The organism is Niallia sp. HCP3S3_B10 (genome assembly GCF_052064465.1).
GTDB lineage: Bacteria > Bacillota > Bacilli > Bacillales > Cytobacillaceae > Niallia > Niallia hominis.
On record NZ_JBQHVO010000003.1, the window covers coordinates 1 to 23,513 of the forward strand.

Sequence of the window (23,513 nt, forward strand, 5' to 3'; positions counted from 1 at the left end):
TTTATTAAACACTGTCAAGCAACATATTTAATAGACCATAGACGCAATACAACTAACGATTTGCACTTATTTTTTTGGTGCGAAAGTTGAGTTAACACAAATTAAAAATAAACAGGGATTCCTGTAAGAGGCTCACTCCCTGTTTTTTATTCCATTAGGCACTCTTCTAAAGGGACGGTTACAAAGGATTCAATTACTGGATGTCTTAAGGTTCTACCCTCTGTCCACTCTAAAAAGGTGATTTTCACAGTAAGAGCTGGCCTCAGCCAAACACTTCCCTTAACTTCAACTTGGTTAATAAACGGATTCTCTTTGATAATAATTGGTTCAATAGCATTTGTAACAGCAACCCAGTCTTTTGCCGTTAATTTTCCAGAACCAGCACTTCCAATATAAAATAATTGGCCGTCCTTATTAAACTGCCCAAGATGTAGGGAATGGACAGTCTTATTCTTCAACGTAACCCCGCCTACTACTGCGATTAAATCCTGCTCTTTTTTTCTCTTTCTCCATCTTGAATCTTTTCCTTCAAGTAAATATGGACTATCGAGATCTTTACAAACAATTCCTTCGAGCTGATGCTCCATGCATACGTTAAATAAACCTTCTGTATCGGAAAAGCTTTCCACTAGGCGAATCACTTCATTCTCAGTAATTCTTTCTCGTAGTATTTGTTGTCTTTCACGTAGAGGCTTCTCTAATAACCAATGGTCATTAACATAAAGGATATCAAAAATCATATAGGTAATGGGAATTTCCTGCTGCAATTGGCTTACTCTATCCATATTTCGTATTCGATCACGCTTCATTACTTCATAAAAAGACGGCTTGCCATTCTGTAAAGCGATTATTTCTCCGTCCAAAATGCAATTTTCAGCCTGTATAAACGTATTTGGGCGTAAGAGCTCTGGATATTGTTTGGTTCTTTCGTTTTTCTTTCTATTAAACAATTGGGTTTTATCTCCATCATAATAGGTGAGTATCCTTGTTCCATCCCACTTCACTTGGGCAACCCACTGATCACCTTGAGGAATTACATCTGTTAAGATTGGTTCAAATGGCTTTATTGGCTTCATAGTAGATATCCTTTTTATCCTTACCATTTGCAAATAGAAAAATAATATACAGTATTATTCCAACACATCCCATTATCTTTCAGAATTTAACTTAGCAATAAACTGTTTAATACTTTTTTAGACGAAAAGACTTGGGACATAAGCCATGAGGCTGTGTCAAAACTAAATAACTAATCTTTAAAGACGAACAATCTCTAATTTAGCTCTTATATAAGCTACTTTCTCATGATGGTTATCTATGATACAAATGTAGTTAAGTGTAAAAACTAAGTCGTTTTTTAAACTTGTTCTAAACCAATAAACACGAACCTTTGTGTAATTAAATTACATAAAACGTTCGTGTTTATTGTTGATTGAAATGCTTATGTCCCAATCTCTTTATACTTTTAAAATAGCCATTTCAATTACAATTACCTGCAACCTACTCACTCTGATGATATATCGTTTCATCTTAGTAAATATAGCTTACCTTTTCATCCTATCCATTTGGAAAGAACTATTATTATACTTACTTTAAATGAGCCTCTACATAATTTTGTGCTTCTGTTTGTAGTTTATTATATTGGATAGCTTCATCCTCAAAATAAATCTTATTCTTAACATTAAAATTTTCAATCGTATCCCACTCTAAAGCTACTTCTGCACGATATACATAACTAGCATTTCCAATTAAATCTATGCGGTATTGTCCATTTTGATGGTGAACAATACAGCGAACTTTCCCGCCATTATTATACACATCAACATAAGTATTTTCTTCATTAAATCCATTTAATATCGTAACGAGGGTAGATGCGCTCATCGCTGTACCGCATGCATTAGTAAAACCAACTCCTCGTTCATAAGTACGAACATAGATACTACCTTTATCTAAAATCGATACAAAGCTAACATTAACTCCGTCTGGAAAGTATTCATTTGACCCATTCACATATTTACTTAAAGTTTCCTGTACTTCAGAATCCAGTACCTCTTTATTCACTAACGTAATTAAATGTGGGTTTGGTACTGCTAACGCAGTAAATAACAAATCTTCATGCAGTCCTGGAATCTTCTCATTCAGTAGTGTATCTGCTTCTAATTGTAATGGAAGATCTTCTGTCTTAAAGGAAACTGGAGATATTTCTACCAAATAAGTTGGAATGTTTGGATAAATATCCTCTTCATTTTTCACTTCCAGATTAGCTTTCATCGTTTCAATTACAGCCTCTTCTACTTTAAGCAATTCACAAACATAACGGGCAACACAACGAATACCATTTCCGCACATAGACGCTTCCGAACCATCTGCATTAAATACTCTCATTCTTGCATCGGCTACTTGACTTGACATTACATAAAGAATTCCGTCAGCTCCCAAGGAAGACTCTCTATTACAGAGCGCTTTAGCTAACGTCGCTCTTTCTTCTTCAGAAAACTGATAATCATCTGATATCTCATCTATAATTAAAAAATCATTTCCACTTCCATGACATTTTGTAATTTTTATATTCATTTCCCTATTCCTCCAAGCTGATATCAATCTTCTTCCATTTTACCGTTCCTGCATTTAACCTGCAATTAATTCTTATTAGTAAAAGAGTACAGAAAATAACAAAAGAGGCTGGGACAAAACTAAATAACCAACCTTTAAAGACAAATACTCTCTAATTTAGCTCTTAAATAAAGCTACTATCTCATGATGATTATCTATGATTTTAAATATAGTCAAGTATAAAAACTAAGTCGTTCCATTGCGCTACAGACCCACGATGCGCCATGGAGGAAGCTGAGCCTCCCTCGCATGCTCTGAGGGGTCTAAAGCGTCTCTATTTCCCGCAGGAGTCGAGCGTCCTCTGCTCCATTTCACTTCGTTTTCAAACCTATTTTTAAACTAAAAAACACGAAAATTTATATATATTAACTATATAAATTTTCGCGTTTTTTATTAGTTGAAATGCTTTTGTCCCAACCTCTCTATTTAATAAACATTATAAATAATCTTCATCCAATAGCTTTTTAGCCCATGAAATGGATTCTGCATATTCTTTAAATAGTTCCTTTTCTTGTATATTTAACTCTTTGCAGCCAAGTCCTATTCCAGTCCAATCAGCTGTTTCTGCAGCTATGACCAATTGGAGTACATCTCGTTGAATATTTTTCTCTCCTGATAATGCTTGTACAATCGTTTCATCTAGAGGTAAATCAGAAAGAATTGTCGCCATATCTCTATTCATAATGGTATCCATAAGGGAGAACATACCCGTTAAAAAAAAACTGCCGTATTCTTGTCTTCCAGGGATTAGCTTTGCGACCGATTCACACATTTTAGAGCGGATTAAACAATTAAGCATTACTTCAAATGAGATTCCATTCTTCCACTCATTTTCTCTTACGGTTAAAACGTATATCCATTTTTGCAGCTCAATAAGCCCAATATAAATAATCGCATTTTTAATACTTGTTACCTTTTGCTTCATTCCATAGCCTAGTGTGTTTATTAGTTTCAATAATTTATAGGACAATGAAATATCCTGCTCGATTAATTTTGAAATACGATTAATATCTGGATCTTCATCATTCAAAAGTTCAAGTATCTTATAATACGTATGAATATAGATTGGTACATCGTGAGTAGACATAATCAGTGGTCTTGAAAAGTAGTAACCTTGAAAATAGTGATATCCTTTATTTTTAGCTTGTTCATACTCTTCTTTTGTTTCCAGCTTTTCTGCAACCAATTCAATATTATTCTTTCTCGCCAACGTTTCCAAATCTGAACGTGTTTCCTTAGTTGTTTGCTGAAAATCAACTTTAATCATATCAGCAAGTAATAGCAAAGATTGTGAGTATAGATTGCTTTTGTCAAAAATAAAATCATCTAACGCTAATTTATAGCCTAGTTGTTTTAACTCTATGCAAATATCGATTATTTTTTGACTGGGAATAACGCTTTCGAGAATTTCGATTACTATGTTTCTTGGTTGAAAATATGTAGGCAGTCTTAGTTCTAATAAATTTTCTGTGAAATTGATGAAACAAGGTTTTCCGTCTGATAGCTTATCTATCCCAATATTAAAGAAACTGTTAATTAGAACTTCTGTCGTCGCCTGATCTCCATTTATATTTGGAAATGAATTCATGTTATTATGTCTATAAAGCAATTCATAGCCATAAACCTCTTCCATTCGATTAAATAGTGGCTGTCTCGCCACAAAAACTTCCATTCCTTTACCTCCGTCAATCTATTTGTGCCATAGTTATTGTCATTTTAATAAATTTATAAGCAGAAGGTTGTCGAACCTTGAGTGTAAGATAATTATTTTTAGCGCTTAAAATGTCTTATTTTGATTAATTATAGGGGCATCTATGGTGCAGTTATTTTTCGATGATAAAGACCATCCTTTATCCTGGTATATTAGTAAAGTTCTTATTCAAAAAATAAAATAAGCGCTATGATAAAGGATGGATCTTCTTTTTGATTAATGTGTATATTGAAGTACAAAATTAATCAAAAACAATGAGGATATGAAATACAAAGGAAGTGAAACATCTTTCGCTTTACCTAATGCTATCTTTAAAATTGGGTAAAGGATAAATCCGATTGCCATACCATCTGCGATACTATAAGTAAATGGAATCATAGCAATAATAAAGAAGCTGGGAAAACTTTCACTTAAATCCCTTAAATCCAGATTACGGATATTTTGTAGCATTAATCCTCCAATAATGATAAGAATCGGTGCAATCGCACTGTCTGGTATTAATTTAATAACAGGAATAAAAAACGCAGAACAAAGAAAAAGAAGTCCTGTTGTTACCGCTGTTAGACCTGTTCTCCCACCAGCTGTCATACTTGCAGAACTTTCCACTGTCGCTACTGTTGGACTTGTGCCAAAAAAACTAGAAAGAAATACAGATATAGAATTAGCTCGAAAAGCCTTTGTAAATCGGTCTGGTCTATCAATAGATTGCACATGGTTATTTACCAATCCAATATTCTCAAAAATAAGTACCATCGTTAGGGAAAATACCGCAATCCAGAATGGAATCGATATTAGTTTATCAAAAGACATATGACCAAACACATTCTTGTATTCTTGTAAGTGGAGCGATTGACTCTTTCCGCTATTTACATCAATTATTCCAAAACTTGCTGCTATCAATGTGCCAACAACAATCGTAATGAGGAAATTTCCCTTCACATTTCTTAAAAATAGGATAATACTTATTAAAAATGTGAGTACAGTTGCTAATACATGTAAATCACTAAAAGATCCTAAAGCAATAATGGAATTCGTTCCTCTTACAACAAGCCCGCCTTTCTCCAAACCGATTAGCATTAAAAATAGACCTAACCCTACAGTAATCGATTCTTTCAATGAAACAGGGATTGAATCACTTACAATCTTTGCAAGCTTCGTAAAGGCAACAATCATAAACAAAATTCCTGAAATGAATACAACCGCCAGAGCTTCTTGCCAAGTTAAAGCCATTGAATGGACAATTGTATAGGAAAATAAAGCATTAATCCCCATACCAGGTACAAGTAAAATCGGAACATTCCCGTAAAAACCCATTAAAAAACAACCTACAACTGACGTTAGAATCGTTGCAATGATCGCTGCTTCTAAAGGAATACCTGCTTCTGCCAAGATTAAAGAGTTCACCACCACAATATAAACAACAGTAAAAAATCCAATAATCCCTGCAAAAATTTCACTTTTAAAAGTGGTTTGATTTTCTTTTAGCTTAAAAAATGAAAAAATATAATCTTTCATTTGAAATACCTATTTAGTTATAGCCCTCTCCCTACCCGCTTCCCTTTTAAACACAAGAAAAGCATGTCATATATTGACATGACTTTCAGCATGAAATAGGGTAGCCACAAGAATTTATGATAGCAGATTCCCATTACTTTGCCAATGTTTTTTAGGAGAAAATACTTACTTTTTCCTACAGATTATGATGATTTCGCCTTTCCTTAGTAATATTTTCTTATCAAAAAAATTTCAGAATAAATTCAAATAAATCAATGATTTGTATACGCAAATATTTTCGCCAATAAAGCATATAGATGGATTACTTCTCTATCCGAAGCATGTGGATCAATTGTAAATAAAGGAAGATTAGGGTCCATGAATCGCTTTGACCACTCCTTTGGCATCCAGCCTTTTCTCAAATGTGCTAATACAATCCCATCTTCTTTCTCAAAATGATATTCCGTATTACCAAAGCTCTTTTTCATCCTGAGTGATTTTTCACCAAATAAAAAAATCCGCGAAGATCGTTTATCTGTTTTCATCTCCATTATTGAGCTTATCATTCTATTGTCTTTATTTAAAATCTCTATCCTATTCCGCTTCATTCTGAAAGTATATTGAAGCACGTTCTCCGTATTATAAAATCCATATGATTTTACATAAAACAGATCAAATAGAAAGGGAAGATACCAGCGAATCACCGAAAATTTCACATCTTTAATTTCTCCAATCTCTTGCCCATTTCTATCAAAAATAACCATACGCAGTGAGGGTGCAGGTAAAAATGATAAAACAACTGTATTTGTTTTTAAAATGGAGTTAACTTGACCAAATGAAAATATTGTATCTACCTTTTCGAATCGTCGTTTATGTAAATAATACTGGCTATAGCAAGTTACACTATAGCATCCAAATGGCACTAAAAGTAAGAAATAAGTAATGCTAGAGTGACTAAAAATAAACAGCACCGTAAAAAGAAAAATTGGAATGCAACTAATTAGACTAGCGTTTAAAGCAGAAACGGCTGTGTATTTATAATATTTTTCTATATTCATAACGAGTCTCCTTTATTTCCATTCTTCCTTACAAGGTTGGATTGTGAGTTTTGGCATATTTTTTAATCTGTAGTAACTATTCTATTAATTTCTACTCAAATCTATGATTAGTTAATGGAGACTTTTTTGGAAAAAATGAAATTAGTTCTATTAAATTGTCTATTATTCTTTTTTATTTAGGAGCAAAAGAAAATGGAGGTCTGCTTTCCAACGCTTTATCGATGGAACAGGAAGACTATAAATTCATTAGGGATATATCAATCCACAAAAGGAGGACAAGGAATGAAAAGAATGGTACCCTCTGCATGAATGAGGGATTAACAGTAATGATGCTTTTTCTGTTAAATGGAATAATACAAATAAAAAAACTGCTGCATATTCCCTATCTCATATACACCACTATCAAGAAGGATAGTATTATACTTAAGAGAATATGCGGCAGTTCTTAAAGCATGTCATGTTTAGTCAAATGGACTATTTAATAAAACGAATTGTTAATGGAATATGATACGCTTGACCCTCATAAGATTTTATTGCTGCAATAATTGTAAATACAAACGCCATTATTCCGATAATAGGTAAAATAATCACTCCTATAATAATAAATATCAGAATCCAGGCAATAAACGAATAAATAGCATAAGAAATTAAAAAATTGAAATATTCCTTACCATGATAATTAACAAAAGGTGAATCCTTTTTCACGAGCCAAATAACTAATGGTCCGATAAAATTAGTAAAGAAACTTGATACGTAAATCAACATTGCAAAAATTCTCTCATCCGTTGATGATACATCTTCTTTGAAATCCATTTGAAACCTCCGAATTGTAATAATAATTGCTATATTATTATATACCATTGATTAAATTAAATGTTTCATTTTTCTAATAATATTTGTCCAATTATTTTATTATGTTTTTTCATCTATATAACTATTTAGCCTCCCTCACCTTTACATTTATTCATAAAAATTTTACATTTTGTTTGTATTTTCCTATTTTCATTTTCTACATAATTTTGTATGATATAGAAAAGTAATTTGTTATCATGAGATAATAATAAAAGATGGGAAGGCAAATGGTGCGCCACCGCTTTGGTTCTAGTGGGTTCGATTCCCACCCCGAAATTTTTTTTCAATTGGATTAAAAATTTCGAGGGTGGGCATTTCTTTATCAAGAGTAAGTTCTGCCCTCAGGACACGGAGGGATTATTATGTTAAAGAAAAGAGATCTCGAGGATTGCCAAGTGTTATATCCTTTAATGACGCATCCAGATGTCTTCCCATTTGTGCGTCAAAAAGCTAATTCATATGAAGAATACCTGTTTCTAACAAAACAAACAATGGAAGCAGAAGAAAGAGGAGAACTTATTTCAAGAACCATTTTGGACGAATGGCAAAACCCAATTGGTACGATAAGTTTATTTGATCTAAATAATAATATTGGCTTTCTAGGAACATGGCTAGGGAAGCCATATCATGGAAAAGGATACAATAAATTGGCAAAGGAACTCTTCTTCTCTGAAGCATTTTTTGACCTAAATATTGACAGCATATTAATGCGGATTAGAAGCCATAATACTCGATCGCTAAAAGCAGCCGAAAAGCTTCCTTATGCTATTTCTACCAATGAGACAAGAAGCAATCTTTTACAAGCCTTAAATAGCTCTGGCACAAATTATCAACTATTTGAAATTCCTAAAGATTTATTTACTCTTTATACTTTACGTCAAACTACTGAAGAGAGTACAAATGATCTCAGAGAGGCGTAAATTCATTGGTCAACTGTTCATAATCTACTAAGATCAGCGATAGCTCTAGTATCTATCTACTGATCTTATTTTATTTCTTACATTTTTTCTGTGACATTTTGAATGAAGAAAAGAACCGATAAAGCTTGAACTTAAAGGTTCCTTCCTATGTTAGCAAACCCTTTATTTACTCTTCTTAAAGGTTTGATAATTTTTATTACCACCAGAAAGATTATAAATATCGCTGTACCCTAAATTTCGTAATACATTTTGCGCAGCATTACCTGTTGTACCACTATTGCAATATGTCACAGTAGGGAGCAACGGATCAAGATTCTTCGATTTTTCACGCAAATCACCAAGAGCTATATTAATGGCACTATCCACACATGAGGCTTGAAATTGTTTTGCAGAACGCGTATCAATTACCTGTATTGCTTCACCATTATTTATTCTTTCTGATAAATCACTTGGGGTAATTAGTTTATTTTTCTTTTCTATAGCATTCTGTAACGCCATCCCAGTATACATAACAGGATCTTTTGTTGTACTAAAAGGTGGAGCATACGCTAAATCAAGATGGAATAAGTCTTCAGCTTTTGCTTGAAATGTAATGGCTGTAACAAATACATCCATTCGCTTATCCACCCCTTCTTCCCCCACAATTTGTACGCCTAATATTCTGCCTGTTTGTCTATCAGCAATTGCCTTAATGATTAAATCTTTCCCTCCAAGATACTCCGCTCTAGCAGGTTTGATATTGTGCAGGATTTCAATTGAATATCCTTCTTCTAATGCTTCTTTTTCTGTCATACCAGTTTGTCCAACAGCTAAATCAAAAACTCGCAGAATTCCTGTACCTAAAATACCTCGATGCTCTAGTGAACCACCAGTTATCACATCACCAGCTATTCTCCCCATTTTATTAGCTGTACTACCCAATGGACGATACAGCGGTTTCCCTGTTATTAAGGAAAAGCTTTCCGCCACGTCACCTACTGCATACACATCTGGTATATTTGTTTGCATTTTACTATTTACAGCAATGGCCCCTGATTGACCAATATTAACACCTATTGCCTCAGCCAATTGTGTATTTGGGCGCACACCTGTTGCTAAAATGACCATATCTGCTTCGATAACTTTTCCTGATTTTGAATGTATTTCCGCTTCATTTATTGCGGTTATTTCTTCATTTAAAAGGAGTTTTACCCCTTTTTTAACTAAGTGCTCCTCTACACGTATAGCCATATCCTTATCCAAATGAGACATAACTTGATTGCTACGCTGAACTAACGTTACATCTAATCCTCTTGTTTTAAGCTGTTCTGCCATTTCTAAGCCAATATAACCTGCGCCAATAATAGTTGCTTTTTCGGGCTGCTTTTCTTTCATAAATTTTTCGATAGCTTTCGTATTTTGAATGGTTCGAACCTGAAAAACATGCTCCAATTCTACACCACTAATTTCAGGAGTAATTGGTGTTGCACCTGTTGCAAAAACTAATACATCATATATATCCTCTTTTACTTCGTTTGTATCTAAGTTTTTCACTTGAATCTTTTTCTCTACAGCATCGATACTGGTAACTTCATGTCGGATAAAAATGTCTACATTATATCGTTTTTTAAACCAAGATGGAGTCCTTGGTGTTAAAGTTTCCAATTCATCTATTTCTCCACCTAGAAAATAAGGAATTCCACAAACTGAATAGGAAATGTCATAATCTGCATTATATAAGGTGATCTCGGCTTGTTCGTCATTTCTACGTGCTTTTGCTGCTACAGAAGTCCCTGCTGCAACCGATCCTATTATAATAATTTTCATGTTTATCCTCCTATATGCATTCATTTTTTTCTTAAATCGATTTAACCTTTCTTTTTTGCAATGAATCATATAAAAACAGGCGACTAAAAATGGCTCGTTCCTTCTCTCTTGCTTTTTTTAGAGTTCGGAGATTAATGGTTTAACTTACCAACTATGAAAGGAAAGAAAGCCAGAAGTATAAGCCAATTAAAGTAATAAAAAGAGTCGGAATGGTTAAAATTATTCCCGTTTTGAAATAGGTTCCCCATGAAATCTTTACCCCTTTTTGTGATAATACATGTAGCCATAATAAAGTTGCCAGTGAACCGATCGGGGTAATTTTTGGACCTAAATCGGAACCGATTATATTAGCATAAATTAATCCCTCTTTGATTACTCCAGTTGCATTAGTATCTGCTATTGCTAAGGCATCGATCAGGACAGTCGGCATATTATTCATTATGGAAGAAATAATAGCAGCGATGAATCCCATGCCAATGGTTGCAACAAACAATCCCTGATCTGCAGCTGCTTGAATAACGCTTGAAAGCAGGTTGGTTAATCCTACATTCCGAAGACCATAAATAACAACATACATTCCTATCGAAAAGAAAACAATTGCCCAGGGTGCTCCCTTCATTACATTCCGAATAGATACCGCCTCGCTTCTTCTTGCAAAAAAGAGAAAAATAATTGCGATAATGCCAGCAACAAACGATACTGGAATCTTCAAAAACTCACTTCCAAAATAGCCAATAAGTAAGACCACTAAAATGCCCCAAGAAATCCGGAACATTTTTTGATCTTTAATTGCATCAACGGGAACCTTTAAGTGGCTTGAGTCATACTTCTTAGGAATACTCTTACGAAAGTATAGATATAACACAAGGATACTAGCTAATAAGGAGAATAGATTTGGAACAATCATTCTGGATGCATACTCAACAAAACCAATACCAAAGAAATCAGCAGAAACTATATTCACTAAATTACTTACCACCAACGGCAAGGATGTAGTATCTGCAATAAATCCACTAGCCATAATAAATGGAAAAACCATTTTTTCTTCTAGCTTTAATGCTCGAACCATCGCGAGTACAATGGGGGTTAAAATAAGTGCTGCACCATCGTTTGCAAACAACGCTGCAACAATTGCACCTAATATCGAAACATAAATAAACATCTTAAGCCCGTTCCCGTTCGCGGCTCGTGCCATATGTAGTGCTGCCCATTCAAAAAAGCCAATTTCGTCTAATATTAAAGAGATAATTATAATTGCTATAAAGGCAAGTGTTGCATTCCAAACAATCCCTGTTACATCAGCAACATCATTAAAATCTACTACACCTACCAGTAATGCTAGTATTGCCCCTCCACAGGCAGACCAACCAATCGAAAGATTTTTTGGCTGCCAGATAACCAATGTTAATGTTAATAAAAAGATAATTATTGCCAAGACTGTTTGTAACAAAGTGTCAACCTCCATTAATTACATATGATTCTAAAACCTTTTTCTTCTAACCTCTCGATTTTTTCTCGCTGATTTGGGATGTGTTTTAATAGCTCCATTATCATTTCATAATAGTCACTAGTATTATTTAATGAATAAAAAACCCACTGCCCCTTTTTTTGTTCCTTTACAATTCCCAAATCTCTCATTTTACGAAGATGCTGACTAATTGCTGGCTGTGATATATTAAAGATTTCAACAAATTCACACACACAGCATTCTTGTTCAGACAACAAGCTTACAATGCTAAGTCTTGTTTTATCCCCTAGTAATTTTAAAACACTAGCTGTCTCTTTTAAAGATTGGTCTTTTTTGCTCATTTTTATCCTCCTTTCTACACGATTTCCTATTACATAAGCTTATTGTTATATACTTATTTAAAGAAAAGAAATACAATATTTATTAGTATTTGTATCTATTCTTTTAATATATAATTATATACTTATATATTATCAGTAAAAAAAGGTGCTGTCAATTACATTTTTTTACTTTTAAATACAAGAAATTCTTTTGCCGTGATCTTCTAAGCTAATAAATTTTTCTTCTTGCTCATTTACTTACTTTAGAATATCGTTAACCATCGAAAAATGTATATTTTGTTGATTTAGAAAATTGATTACCCAGTCCAGCATCCTTTTACTTTCTCGAATGTTGACTAATAGCAGGTTGAGACAATTGAAACCCATCTACAAATTCACATAAACAGCATTCGTGAACCGTTAGCATCCCTACCATTAATAACTATGTTTTATGCCCTAAAAGGTTTAAAATATTTGCTTCACTGTCAAATTGTTTCGAAGACATATATTCTTATCCATTTCCATTCATATATAAATTTCATCATAATCTGTTCATCTTAACTACAAACCACTTTTATGCAAAGAATTTAGAAGTTTCCGTTTCTTTCGTTCCATCATTCTCCCAATCTATGGTATAATACGAAACGTTATTGTTAAGAAAGAGGACAAAAAGATGAAACAATCAAATTCAATTAATCAAAAGTTAACACAAATGATCGTTATTTTAATGCCTGTACTTGTTACACAGGTTGGCATATTTGCACTAAGCTTTTTTGATACGACAATGTCTGGACATTATAGTCCCGTTGACTTAGCGGGAGTAGCAGTAGGGAGCTCCTTATGGACACCAATCTATACAGGACTCAGTGGGATTCTTCTTGCTTTACCTCCAATCGTTTCCCAATTAATGGGTAGAAGCGAACCACAAAAGGTACGATTTTCAGTTATCCAAGCTGCGTATCTTTCTTTTAGTATGGCTGTAACACTTATAATAATTGGCTACTTCTTTTTAGAGTCCATATTAGGAAGTATTGGGTTAGAAAAAGAAGTCTTTAACGTTGCTTACCATTACTTAGTAGCCTTGAGTACGGGGATTATTCCTATTTTCTTATACTTTGTTCTTCGTTCTTTCATTGATTCCCTTGGCCAGACTCAGATTACCATGTTTATTACTTTAATTGCCATTCCGATTAATGTAGTATTAAATTATGCACTTATCAATGGGATATGGATATTTCCCGAGCTAGGTGGAATAGGAACTGGTTATGCAACAAGTATAACGTATTGGATTATGTTTTTTATTGCCATTTATATCGTGCATCGAAAACAGCCTTTTGTTTCGTTTCAATTATTTACTCAATTTTCAAAAGTATCTTGGATTAAATGGAAGGAAATTTTGACAATTGGGATTCCGATTGGTTTTTCCGTGTTCTTTGAAACAAGTATCTTTAGTGCTGTGACAATTCTAATGAGCAATTACGATACTAATACAATTGCTGCACATCAATCGGCAATTAACTTTGCCTCACTCTTGTATATGGTTCCCCTCAGCATTTCTACAGCATTAACCATCCTTGTTGGTTATGAAGTTGGAGCCAATCGCTTGAAGGATGCAAAAGCATATAGCTGGTTAGGAGTGGGACTAGCGTGTTTCATTGCATTTATAAGTGGAATAATTCTGTTAACATTCCGAATGGATATTGCTGAAATTTATACAAAAGATTGGGAAGTGCTAAATCTAACAGCTCACTTTCTTATTTATGCGATATTCTTTCAATTATCAGATGCTATTCAAGCACCAATTCAAGGAGCTTTACGAGGCTATAAAGATGTAAATGTTACACTTCTTATGAGCTTTCTATCCTATTGGGTGATTGGTTTACCAAGCGGCTATCTTCTTGCTATGTATACCCATTTAGGTCCCTTTGGCTATTGGATCGGTCTCATTATCGGTCTTGCTACAGGAGCTATTTTCTTAACGAGTCGATTAATAAAGATACAGAAGAAAAAATTTGCTTATCCGCAATATCAGCATTAAAAGAGTGATTACCACAAGGGGAAAGATGTAAAAAAAGATAAAGTGAAACTTCCATCAGTGGTGGGTTTTCCTTTATCCCCCTACTATTGAATGGTAAAACTCTTGGTCATTACGGTGCTAATCTCCCACCTACCTCTAAGTATCAATAGAACTAGAAAATTTCTATCCCCTTCATATAAGAGAATATCTTCCATCATATAAATCTATGATTGTCACCATTCACATTGTTGATAACTAAACAAATCAAAAGTCCCTACTTTAACCTCTTACTGTTTAGTTAATAAATGTTGCTTTAGAAGATATAACAGAACAGATTACGACTCAGAGGCAAGTAAAATTCGTAGCATATCAATATCATGATGATTTAACTGGTTTATTCAAATGAAGAGGAATTTATCGAAATTTAGAAAGTCACCATTCACGCTAACACGCTTGTGGCAACTATTCTTATCGATCTCGATATGTTCAAAGACATCAATAATCTTGGCCATGTCGCTGGAGATACCTTACTGAAGCAAGTTACGGGAAGATTAAAAAAAATATTGATACGAGGTGAATTGCTTGCAAGAATGGGGAAGACGAATTTTTTCATTTGCCTTATTGCGCCCTATAGTCGGAACGAAGTATTTGAAAGAATCAAGAATATTCAAGATTTAATGAAGGAGCCATTCCTAGTACAAGAGACTTTGAAAGAAATTACTATAAGCATCGGTGTTTCTTTTTATCCAGAAGATGGCAAAGATTTAAACACGCTGATTAAGCATGCTGATATGGCCATGTATGAAGTCAAGCATTCTGGAAGAAATAATGTCATTTTCTTTTCTTCTCAGGTTGAAGAGAAGAAACTAGAACAAATCAATATGCTTCAGTCATTAAAGATAGCTCTTAAGCAAGAACAATTTATTCTTCATTTCCAACCCAAGCATAGTACTAATCACAAAAAAAAAGTAGGTGTAGAGACATTAGTACGATGGAACCATCCAGAAAAAGGTTTTGTCAGTCCAGATGAATTTATTTCATTAGCAGAGGAAAACGGTCTAATTATTCCTCTCAGTAACTGGATTATTGAATAGGCAATAAGCTCATTTTCGGGTTGGATACTAGAATATAATGTGAATTTTCACCTTTCTATCAACATATCGCCTATTCATTTTTTAGATGAGAACTTTATACCATTTTTATTTGCGCAATTACAGAAATTCAAACTTCCAACACATATGATTGATCTAGAAATCACCGAAAACCTGGCTATTGAAAATACAGAACAGACTAAGAAAAAAATTAATATACTGAAGGAAAAAGGAATCCAAAAATCGATGGATGATTTTGGAACAGGTTACACCTCCCTGACATACTTATCACAGTTCAACCTGGATCGCATAAATATTGATCGTTCCTTTATTAAAGAATTACCAAAAAATAAAAATGATGCGGCCATAGTACAATCTTTGCTATTTGTAGCCAAAAACTTAAATATTACGGTAACAGCTGAAGGCGTTGAAAAGGAAGAACAATTAAATGCCTTTTAGAATGGGGATGTGATGAAATTCAAGGCTACTATTATAGTAGGCCATTACCAGAGGATAAACTTCTTAAGTACTGGCAAGAAACGGTACAGTAATATATTGATAATGGTCCTTAGGCTACTTTGTAAAATGAATAGTTAGACATGGAGCATATGAAAAAGGCATTGCGCTTATCTGATTTTTTTCAATATTCATTTAAAGAAATGCCAACTAGGCAAATACACACTTTTATTATGTGTGAATACAATGAAAAATAAGCATATATTTGCAAAGGTGAGAAAGGATGAATTTCCAATGTTCCCATGGAATTTATTCCCTTTTAATAAAGATTCAAAAAATAGAATGGATCAAATGAATCCTCAAGATATCCAAAAGTATGTACAAGAAATGATGGATAAACTTATGCCAGAATCTCTTCAGAAAATGGAGCCAGATACTATGTTCCAGCAATTTTCAAAAGGTGCGAATTATCGCAATGATAACATTCACGATTCAGAAAAATTCAATTATGTCGTTTTTGAAACCCATCATCACGTTTATGTCAGAATTCCTATTCTAGAAAGCAGCTGGCTTGAACATATTAAGATCTTTTATACATCTAACCAATTAGTAATAGAGCATATTCCATCATTTGAAGACAAACATATGATTACATTGCCTGCCATTGTAAGAAAAAAAGGGTCTGCTGCCGTTTACAAAGATCATATTTTAGAGATAAGGATTCAGAAGAATATTGATATTCAATTTTCGGAGATTGATGTAACAGAAATGAATTAAAAAGGAAGCGGGAATTTTTATGAGTTTTGACAACTTAAAAAAAATCTATCAATTTTCAGAGAATAGTCATAAGGAAGATTATTGGAAAGAAATGTTTGGATCTAGTGACAAAGAGTGGTCTTCCCTTTCACCAACATCGATAAAAAATAGCGATACTTTCCCAGCATGTGATTATTATTTATTTGAATCTTGTTATTTTATTGATATGGAGTTGCCAGGAATGGATATAAACCTTTTAAAGATTCGTATTCATCACCATGTCCTTTATATAGAAGGATATTATAAAACCCTTTTTCCTAAATGTTCCTATCTTTTGAAAGAACGACAGAATAAACATTTTCTAAAAAAAATCAGCATCCCAAAATATGTGAATGAAAATACGATTAAAAAGAAATATGAAAATGGAATTTTACAGATTTCCTTTGCTTGCAAAGTGTGATAAGAGGAGATCTAGCGATTTCCTCCTATCTCCCTTTAAGGAATCATAGAAATAATTTATCATAGCAATAAAATGGTTTGTCTTTTCCTTCAAAAAAAGTAGAACCAACTTTATTATATCCATTTTTCATAAATAAGTTTTGTGCTTTATCATTTAATGAATATGTATCAGTTTTCAAGTAAAATACATCTTGTTCAATGGCGTACACTTCAGCGAATGCTAATAAATTACTCGCAATACCGCCACCACGAATATCTGGATCAACAACTAATCGATGGATAACCATGTATTCTCTATTATGATAAGTCCAGGCAATACCCTCATAGTTTTTTCCACCAATTTGATCAATTGTAATAGAACCAACCACTTTGTCATCCATAATAGCAACAAAGAGATTTTTATTTTCGATATCTATTTCAAAGCTATTTTCATTAGGGTATTTATGAGACCATTGATCATTTCCTTCTTTTTGCATAATCACTAAAGCCTTCTTAACAATCTCCATGATTGTTGGTAAATCATCTATATGTCCTTGTCTAATTTCCACTTGTAATTTCTCCTATGCAATAAATTCTTCCCTGTAAACTCTCTTAGTTAGTGTGCTTGTTCTTAAAGTAGATATTCAGGAAAAATTATTATATAAATTAATGCTCAAAAATACCACTATTTTGTTTAATAAACATCTATTTCTATAATTCTCTTTATTCAGAATCATCTAAGTTAAAATATAATTTCCATAGTTGGCTACTCTTTCTCGCCTGCCAATACTACTTGAACTCAAATAAGCTTGCGGTTGTGTCTACTATAGCTAGTATTGTATTAAACTTGATGCTTTCCAAAACACTATTGATTCAAGATAATAAAAAAACAACTCTATCAGAAAAAAATTCTGTAGAGTTGCATGTTTAATTATTTTATATCGATAATATTATTGGTGTTACTTTCCGATAAATTGCTGTGTCCAATAACTTCCATTTTCAACATATCCAACACCTATATGTGTAAATTTATCACTTAGAATATTTGCACGATGTCCTTCACTATTCATCCATGCCTTTACTACTTCTTCTGGTGTTTTTTGGCCTTTGGCAATATTTTCTCCTGCCGCTTTATACGTGATGCCAAATTGCTCCATCATGTCAAAGGGACTGCCATAGGTTGGGCTTGTATGGTCAAAATAATTATTTGTACTCATATCTTGTGACTTTGCTTTAGCAACCTTACTTAATTCGCTATCTAAAGTAAGGGCTGGTAAATCATAGTTAGCTCTTTCTTTATTAGTTAATTCTACTACTTCTTTTTCAAAAGCGCTTACCGAAGCAGTTGCATCCTCAACCTTATTATTAGTAGGTTCAGCTACCTTATTATTTTGTGAAGTAGTTGTTTCAGGCTTTGATTGCTCTTGGTTTTTTTTGTCTATTTGTTCTGTATTATCCTTCTTAACTTCCGTTTGTTTGTTTTCAGATTGATATGTTTGTTGTTTTCCAATTGACTCTTTCCATTCACTCCATACTTTATCCAAATCAATTTGATAATTACTAGAAAAATCATTTACTATTTTATTAAGTTGCTCTTCTGAAAGATTATATGATTGATAGATTACCTTTGCCTCTTTTGGTTGAACTGTAGCAGCCTCTGCTTTGCTTGCTAGTGGAGTTGCCATCAATGTTGTTGCTGCCGCTACTGAAAAAATTAAATTTTTCTTTTTCATTCTATATTTCCTCCTTAGTTGTCCAAATCGAAAGTTTAATAGATTTTGTTGTTTTCGACTTACTACGAAAATCATAACATAGGTTTTTTGTCATATTTTTGGATAAAAAAACCAATTAGTTGTTAGATAACAAAGAATGTATATAGGAAAAAACAGGAAAATGAATAGAATAATAGATACATCAACCAAAATATATCCTTTATTTTATCCATAAATAGAATGGATAAAAAAACCATTAATAGGAATTATATTATAGAAACCTATATTTTGGACAACAAATGATGCTTGACAGACATTTTTTTTTCGAATGAAAATAACATTAAAGTCAATGTGTTAACAAAAATGTACAAGTTGTTACAGTGGGAGCTTAAAGAACTATTTGTATTAATGAGTAAAAAAGGATGATTCCTTATTTCTACTTCTGCTATATGCATAAAAAAACGATAAGATTGGAAATATAATTAGGAATAATATCTTATAAAGAATGGAGTAATGATATGAATACACCGTATTGCTGCCCCAATTGCAAGACGAATCGAAGTCGCTTTAATATTATTAAGCAAGTTTCTCAATCAGTTAAATTAGATCCACAAACAGGTAATGTTATGGAGGAATATTCATCTGATAACCTATCTCCTTTCCATATGGGTTATTCTGGACCAGAATATCGAATTCAGTGTGCTGCTTGCGGCTTAGTGGAAGACGAAAATACATTTATTAAGTTTGGAGAAATGAAGGGATAACGAAAAGTAACCTTTCAGTAAAGTGAAACTTGTGTGGGGATTTCCCTTCGTTCCCCACTGTAAGATTAGAGTAGATGAAAATTCAGAATAACGGACAGTTAAACTACCTATCTTACGTTCAAAAGCAAAAGGTAATAGTCCTGTCGCCAATAAAAGTGGTAACAATTGAGTTTACTCAAAAAAGAGGAGTTATGGTACAAAAGTATTTTACTTAAAAGGAATACAATAACGGGAGGTCTATTATTATACCTACAGCCTGAATACCACTTTGCTTTCCAAGGGGAGAGTGGTATTCAGGCTGCTCTGTTTTTCCCCTTAATTAGTGGTCTTTTCTTTTATTGAAAAAGACACTTTAAAAACTAAGTTGAAAGGAGGAGAAGACACTGAATAAGTATAGTTCTCCTTAAACGAGGATTTATTTATTTGAAAGCGAGCTATTGCCTCAATAGAGGAAAGGCTATAGCCCCCGTCCTGTCGTTCATGCAGAGAGGAGGCATAGTTTCCTCCTCTGCATGAACGAATGTCTGCATCTATAGCCAATAGAACGACTTTTTTAAAATCCATAGATAAACAATATGAGAAGGAGCATTATTTATAGCTATTAAAATAATGGTTCTTCTACTTTAACCTTCCAAGGTTCTAGTGGGGAGCTTCTGATTATTACTAGCTCCTTGTTTATACTTTTTGGTTTCTCGTTCTTTACGTAAATATTCCAATCAATTGGAAGATCAATTTGTAATACTTGTTCAAACTGTTGGTGGTCAGGCTCTTGTAATCGATTAATTTTTATATTTTTGATTGGTTCTAACGCTGTCCACCATTCCTGTTTCGTTGAAATGTACCGCAAAATGGTAGTATCCTTTTCCTTTAATCCAGCAGTATACGCTTTGGCAACCTCGCTAGGATTCATCTGCTCTAAATACTCTTTTAAATGGCCAGCAGCCTTATACACCATTAATTTATGGGAAAAGTCCATCTTCTCTGTCTTATGTGTGGTACTCCCTAAAAAGTGCACACAGAAATGACCAGGAAAATCGTTATTTAAAGCACCTGCGCCGTGCGGCATCCCATGCATCGATGCAGCAAACAATTGGTCATCTACCATTATAAGAATCGCTCTTCTTCGCCAGCTCCATTTTCCGTCATATATTTCTTTCATTATCTTTGTATCCTTCACACTTAGAGGCTGCACATCAGCATGCTGGCTTCCAGCTCTCCGTTGTACTTTAAACTGCTTCTTTGTCTCTATATCAATAATGGTAAACTTACTGTATCTAGGAATCATTTCATTTATTGTATTCCAATTTAACAGTTGAATATCAAAACTAATAGGAGAGGTTATTTCTTCTTCTGCAGCTCGCACTGAAATCGCAGAAACCAAAAATTGATAACATATAACCATAAATAAAATTTTTCTGTACACAAAGGACCCCCATTCACTTTTATTTGAATAATGAAAGTTTGCCCCTTTTTCTCTACTGTACTCATTCTATTTTACTCATTGCTAACAATTACCAAACTATATTATATGAAAGGATCCTTGCTAAAAAAACCAATATCTTATAATTTATTTAGTGATTCTTCAACCAATTTCCAGTCTATGTTTTCCCCTATAAATACCATATTTAATGGCATTTTCATGTCTTCTTGCATGAATAAAGGCATTCCATATGAGTATTGAAACAAATCTGGATATTTTGCTTGGTGAAATTGAACATATCCTTTTATTCTATAAATCGTATCTGGAAGCTCTCTTAAAAAGGTTTCAAATTCATCTGCAGCAATCATTTTTTTAAACGTATACACAAAAGTACTCAAGTGTAATTTATGGATTGACGTTTTTTGTACGTTATCGTAAACCTGTGTATTCATTTCCAGTAATTTTTCAAATGGAAATTTTGAAAAGGTTGTTAATATAGTAAATGCATGTGGGGAAATGGATTGAAGTTCAAAACTAATTTTTGCTTTTTCTGCTTCCGTCAATTGATCTTCTTTATTAATGATTAATAAACTAGCATGTCTGGCTTGCTCCAAGATTAGCTGTTGAACTGGGGCGTTTAATGTAGCTCGCTCTATCCACTGCTTTCCATTTATTACTGTTATTATCCCTTTAAATCGAAGACGATCTGCGAAAATGGGAGATAGAATTCCATCGATCGTTTCTACTGGATGTGCAGCTCCTGTTGTCTCGAAATATATCACATCTGGTTTTTCTTCCATTAATAATGTTTGAATTTGGGCTTCCACCTCATCTTGTATAGTGCAGCACACACATCCTCCGAGTAACTCTTTTAAAGGAATATCTTCCTCTATTTCATTCGAATCAATCGATACTTTACCTAATTCATTCATTAAGACGGCTACTTTTCGTCCAATTTCCTTTTCTTTTTTTAAAATTTCCTTTAATAACGTAGTTTTTCCACTGCCTAGAAAACCGGATAATACATAGATATCTGTCTGTTTCATCTTTATAACATCCTTTAACTATTGTCTTTTTACTATTGAAAACAGCCTATGAAAAAGAGGATGACAAATTGTCACCCTATTCTTCGATGTTAAAGCTTATTTTTCCATTTCCTTTTTTAATACTTCTATTGCTTTATTCATTTGTGTATCTGATTTTTGGAGTTTTTCACTAAGTTTATTCATTAATTGCGTAGTTGTCTTGTCAGTAATAACTCCGTCTTCTTTTAATTTTTCTTTCTTTTGGAACTCTTTTGTTGCTTTTTCAGTACTTTCATCAAAATAACCATTGGTATTGTCTATTTCATACCCTAATGCTTTTAGCATTTCTTGTGCTATTTTAACTTCTTCTGAATTACTGCCTTTTTTCAATTTACTTTCAGGATTGATCATTGTAAGGCTTGCATAGCTTGGAAGCTCCACTTTATAGGTTGGCTCAATTCCTTTTTCATGTATCCAGCTGCCATTAGGAGTTAGCCACTTATCAATTGTATACTTAATATTGCTTCCATCTGTAAAGCTCTCTGCACGTTGGACAGTTCCTTTTCCAAACGATTTAACACCAACTAATGGAACGTCTGCAGATTGATTAACAGCACCAGCTAAAATTTCAGAAGCACTTGCACTTCCTCCGTCAATGAGCACAACAAGCGGAATATCCATATTGTTGCTATTTTGAGAGGTAACTTTGTCAACCGTACCATTTTTATGTTCAATTTGATAAATAATTTCTCCGTTTGGAACAAAGAGATCTGCAATTTTTTTCACTTCTTCAAGTATCCCACCAGGATTATGTCTTAAATCGAGGACAATTCCTTCCATACCCTCTTCCTGGTATTTATTTAAGATTTCAACTAATTCTGACGCTGTATGTTCTGAAAAGCTTGTTATTTGTATTTTAGCGATTTTATCTTTTTCCATTTCTCCATAAACTGTCTCAATCGGAATCGTATCTCTTGTGATTGTTATTTTTAATGGATCACTTGCACCTGCACGTTCTATTTCTAAATCTACTTTTGTTCCTTTTTCACCACGTATTAACAGAACTGCTTCAGAAGAACTCATACCTTGTAGAGATTTCCCGTCTACTGTTAGAATTTTATCGTTCGGCTTAATTCCAGCCTTTTCAGCTGGAGAACCTTTAATGGGTGATACGACGACGATGCTATCATCTTGTTCCTGAATTTCAGCACCTATTCCTTCGAAAGAAGAAGAGATACTTTCTTGAAAACTTGCGGCTTCTTCCTCATTCATATAATCAGAATATGGATCATCTAGTGCTGTGAACATTCCATCAATAGCACCATTAACTAAATCCTCCGAAGTTAAATCCTTATAATAATCATCCATTAATGTATCATACGCTGTATACAATTTATTAAATTCATCTCGTTGATTATTTACAGTTACAGCAGGTTCCTCGCCAAAAGAAAAAGCAATTGTAGTTATACCTGCTGCTGCAATTACAACAACAAATAAAAGCATGACAAAATAAAACTTTTTTATTTTTATATATCCTTGTCCACTTTCTTGTTCTAATTCCTTTTCATTACTGTTTTTTTCGTTATCCAAATGCC

General features: G+C 33.5%; 20 protein-coding genes and 1 pseudogene. 6 read left to right on the plus strand and 15 right to left on the minus strand.

The features are described from left to right. Positions 1-146 precede the first annotated feature (146 nt). From ACTNDN_RS02875 to ACTNDN_RS02900, 6 genes are all read right to left on the minus strand, one after another. Positions 147-1,076: an ATP-dependent DNA ligase gene (locus ACTNDN_RS02875; protein ID WP_441130762.1), complete on the minus strand. Its 930-nt coding sequence runs from the start codon at positions 1,074-1,076 to the stop codon at positions 147-149. A 508-nt stretch (positions 1,077-1,584) separates the two neighbouring features. Continuing rightward, entirely contained in the window at positions 1,585-2,571 is a 987-nt protein-coding gene (dapF, locus tag ACTNDN_RS02880; protein WP_235252394.1) for a diaminopimelate epimerase, read from the minus strand. Positions 2,572-3,046: 475 nt separating this feature from the next. Then, positions 3,047-4,282: an EAL and HDOD domain-containing protein gene (locus ACTNDN_RS02885; protein ID WP_031535956.1), complete on the minus strand. Its 1,236-nt coding sequence runs from the start codon at positions 4,280-4,282 to the stop codon at positions 3,047-3,049. A gap of 255 nt (positions 4,283-4,537) precedes the next feature. Then, a complete protein-coding gene (locus tag ACTNDN_RS02890) occupies positions 4,538-5,836 on the minus strand; it encodes an NCS2 family permease (RefSeq protein ID WP_031535957.1) in 1,299 nt (432 codons plus the stop codon). A gap of 251 nt (positions 5,837-6,087) precedes the next feature. Further along, complete coding sequence (locus ACTNDN_RS02895) at positions 6,088-6,873, minus strand: hypothetical protein (protein ID WP_031535959.1); 786 nt, start codon at positions 6,871-6,873, stop codon at positions 6,088-6,090. A 474-nt stretch (positions 6,874-7,347) separates the two neighbouring features. Next, on the minus strand, positions 7,348-7,686 hold the full coding sequence (locus ACTNDN_RS02900; RefSeq protein ID WP_031535963.1) for a DUF4870 domain-containing protein: 339 nt from the start codon (positions 7,684-7,686) through the stop codon (positions 7,348-7,350). A 401-nt stretch (positions 7,687-8,087) separates the two neighbouring features. Here ACTNDN_RS02900 and ACTNDN_RS02905 point away from each other — a divergent pair, with 401 nt between their 5' ends. Then, the gene (locus tag ACTNDN_RS02905) at positions 8,088-8,645 is read left to right on the plus strand and encodes a GNAT family N-acetyltransferase (protein WP_441130763.1); all 558 of its coding nucleotides are present in this window, start codon (positions 8,088-8,090) and stop codon (positions 8,643-8,645) included. Positions 8,646-8,807: 162 nt separating this feature from the next. Here the strand turns inward: ACTNDN_RS02905 and ACTNDN_RS02910 are convergent, their stop codons facing one another. From ACTNDN_RS02910 to ACTNDN_RS02925, 4 genes are all read right to left on the minus strand, one after another. Next, positions 8,808-10,451, minus strand: a complete 1,644-nt coding sequence (locus tag ACTNDN_RS02910; RefSeq protein ID WP_031535967.1) for an FAD-dependent oxidoreductase — start codon at positions 10,449-10,451, stop codon at positions 8,808-8,810. Between the two features lie 151 nt (positions 10,452-10,602). Further along, positions 10,603-11,901, minus strand: a complete 1,299-nt coding sequence (locus ACTNDN_RS02915) for an arsenic transporter (protein WP_031535969.1) — start codon at positions 11,899-11,901, stop codon at positions 10,603-10,605. 14 nt (positions 11,902-11,915) lie between these two features. Beyond that, the gene (locus ACTNDN_RS02920) at positions 11,916-12,260 is read right to left on the minus strand and encodes an ArsR/SmtB family transcription factor (protein ID WP_031535972.1); all 345 of its coding nucleotides are present in this window, start codon (positions 12,258-12,260) and stop codon (positions 11,916-11,918) included. Positions 12,261-12,576: 316 nt separating this feature from the next. After that, on the minus strand, positions 12,577-12,675 hold the full coding sequence (locus ACTNDN_RS02925; RefSeq protein ID WP_349205146.1) for an ArsR family transcriptional regulator: 99 nt from the start codon (positions 12,673-12,675) through the stop codon (positions 12,577-12,579). A 237-nt stretch (positions 12,676-12,912) separates the two neighbouring features. Between ACTNDN_RS02925 and ACTNDN_RS02930 the strand changes: the two genes are divergently transcribed. From ACTNDN_RS02930 to ACTNDN_RS02945, 4 genes and pseudogenes are all read left to right on the plus strand, one after another. Continuing rightward, a complete protein-coding gene (locus ACTNDN_RS02930; RefSeq protein WP_031535973.1) occupies positions 12,913-14,277 on the plus strand; it encodes an MATE family efflux transporter in 1,365 nt (454 codons plus the stop codon). A 434-nt stretch (positions 14,278-14,711) separates the two neighbouring features. Next, positions 14,712-15,806 (plus strand): annotated as a pseudogene (locus ACTNDN_RS02935) (putative bifunctional diguanylate cyclase/phosphodiesterase). A gap of 243 nt (positions 15,807-16,049) precedes the next feature. After that, a complete protein-coding gene (locus ACTNDN_RS02940; protein WP_311298667.1) occupies positions 16,050-16,580 on the plus strand; it encodes an Hsp20/alpha crystallin family protein in 531 nt (176 codons plus the stop codon). A gap of 19 nt (positions 16,581-16,599) precedes the next feature. Then, the gene (locus ACTNDN_RS02945) at positions 16,600-17,019 is read left to right on the plus strand and encodes an Hsp20/alpha crystallin family protein (protein ID WP_031535978.1); all 420 of its coding nucleotides are present in this window, start codon (positions 16,600-16,602) and stop codon (positions 17,017-17,019) included. Between the two features lie 43 nt (positions 17,020-17,062). On the opposite strand, the gene ACTNDN_RS02950 is transcribed toward ACTNDN_RS02945, so the two are convergent. Together ACTNDN_RS02950 and ACTNDN_RS02955 are read right to left on the minus strand one after the other, a co-directional pair. Next, complete coding sequence (locus ACTNDN_RS02950) at positions 17,063-17,566, minus strand: GNAT family N-acetyltransferase (protein WP_031535979.1); 504 nt, start codon at positions 17,564-17,566, stop codon at positions 17,063-17,065. Positions 17,567-17,956: 390 nt separating this feature from the next. Beyond that, entirely contained in the window at positions 17,957-18,730 is a 774-nt protein-coding gene (locus ACTNDN_RS02955; protein ID WP_031535982.1) for a CAP domain-containing protein, read from the minus strand. 497 nt (positions 18,731-19,227) lie between these two features. On the opposite strand from ACTNDN_RS02955, the gene ACTNDN_RS02960 reads away from it, so the two are divergent. After that, positions 19,228-19,473: a hypothetical protein gene (locus ACTNDN_RS02960; protein ID WP_031535984.1), complete on the plus strand. Its 246-nt coding sequence runs from the start codon at positions 19,228-19,230 to the stop codon at positions 19,471-19,473. Positions 19,474-20,074: 601 nt separating this feature from the next. On the opposite strand, the gene ACTNDN_RS02965 is transcribed toward ACTNDN_RS02960, so the two are convergent. The 3 genes from ACTNDN_RS02965 to ACTNDN_RS02975 form a co-directional block, all read right to left on the minus strand. Then, complete coding sequence (locus ACTNDN_RS02965) at positions 20,075-20,896, minus strand: hypothetical protein (protein ID WP_441130764.1); 822 nt, start codon at positions 20,894-20,896, stop codon at positions 20,075-20,077. 137 nt (positions 20,897-21,033) lie between these two features. Beyond that, positions 21,034-21,939 (minus strand): CobW family GTP-binding protein, encoded by a 906-nt coding sequence (locus tag ACTNDN_RS02970; RefSeq protein ID WP_031535988.1) that lies wholly within the window; start codon positions 21,937-21,939, stop codon positions 21,034-21,036. A gap of 96 nt (positions 21,940-22,035) precedes the next feature. Further along, positions 22,036-23,508, minus strand: a complete 1,473-nt coding sequence (locus ACTNDN_RS02975; RefSeq protein WP_284561834.1) for a S41 family peptidase — start codon at positions 23,506-23,508, stop codon at positions 22,036-22,038. Positions 23,509-23,513 lie beyond the last annotated feature (5 nt).

Bases quoted from the DNA above. Each gene is read 5' to 3' on its own strand.
- ACTNDN_RS02875 (WP_441130762.1), bottom strand. From the start codon at position 1,076: ATGAAGCCAATAAAGCCATTTGAACCAATCTTAACAGATGTAATTCCT.
- dapF (WP_235252394.1), bottom strand. From the start codon at position 2,571: ATGAATATAAAAATTACAAAATGTCATGGAAGTGGAAATGATTTTTTA.
- ACTNDN_RS02885 (WP_031535956.1), bottom strand. From the start codon at position 4,282: ATGGAAGTTTTTGTGGCGAGACAGCCACTATTTAATCGAATGGAAGAG.
- ACTNDN_RS02890 (WP_031535957.1), bottom strand. From the start codon at position 5,836: ATGAAAGATTATATTTTTTCATTTTTTAAGCTAAAAGAAAATCAAACC.
- ACTNDN_RS02895 (WP_031535959.1), bottom strand. From the start codon at position 6,873: ATGAATATAGAAAAATATTATAAATACACAGCCGTTTCTGCTTTAAAC.
- ACTNDN_RS02900 (WP_031535963.1), bottom strand. From the start codon at position 7,686: ATGGATTTCAAAGAAGATGTATCATCAACGGATGAGAGAATTTTTGCA.
- ACTNDN_RS02905 (WP_441130763.1), top strand. From the start codon at position 8,088: ATGTTAAAGAAAAGAGATCTCGAGGATTGCCAAGTGTTATATCCTTTA.
- ACTNDN_RS02910 (WP_031535967.1), bottom strand. From the start codon at position 10,451: ATGAAAATTATTATAATAGGATCGGTTGCAGCAGGGACTTCTGTAGCA.
- ACTNDN_RS02920 (WP_031535972.1), bottom strand. From the start codon at position 12,260: ATGAGCAAAAAAGACCAATCTTTAAAAGAGACAGCTAGTGTTTTAAAA.
- ACTNDN_RS02925 (WP_349205146.1), bottom strand. From the start codon at position 12,675: ATGGTAGGGATGCTAACGGTTCACGAATGCTGTTTATGTGAATTTGTA.
- ACTNDN_RS02930 (WP_031535973.1), top strand. From the start codon at position 12,913: ATGAAACAATCAAATTCAATTAATCAAAAGTTAACACAAATGATCGTT.
- ACTNDN_RS02940 (WP_311298667.1), top strand. From the start codon at position 16,050: ATGAAAAATAAGCATATATTTGCAAAGGTGAGAAAGGATGAATTTCCA.
- ACTNDN_RS02945 (WP_031535978.1), top strand. From the start codon at position 16,600: ATGAGTTTTGACAACTTAAAAAAAATCTATCAATTTTCAGAGAATAGT.
- ACTNDN_RS02955 (WP_031535982.1), bottom strand. From the start codon at position 18,730: ATGAAAAAGAAAAATTTAATTTTTTCAGTAGCGGCAGCAACAACATTG.
- ACTNDN_RS02960 (WP_031535984.1), top strand. From the start codon at position 19,228: ATGAATACACCGTATTGCTGCCCCAATTGCAAGACGAATCGAAGTCGC.
- ACTNDN_RS02970 (WP_031535988.1), bottom strand. From the start codon at position 21,939: ATGAAACAGACAGATATCTATGTATTATCCGGTTTTCTAGGCAGTGGA.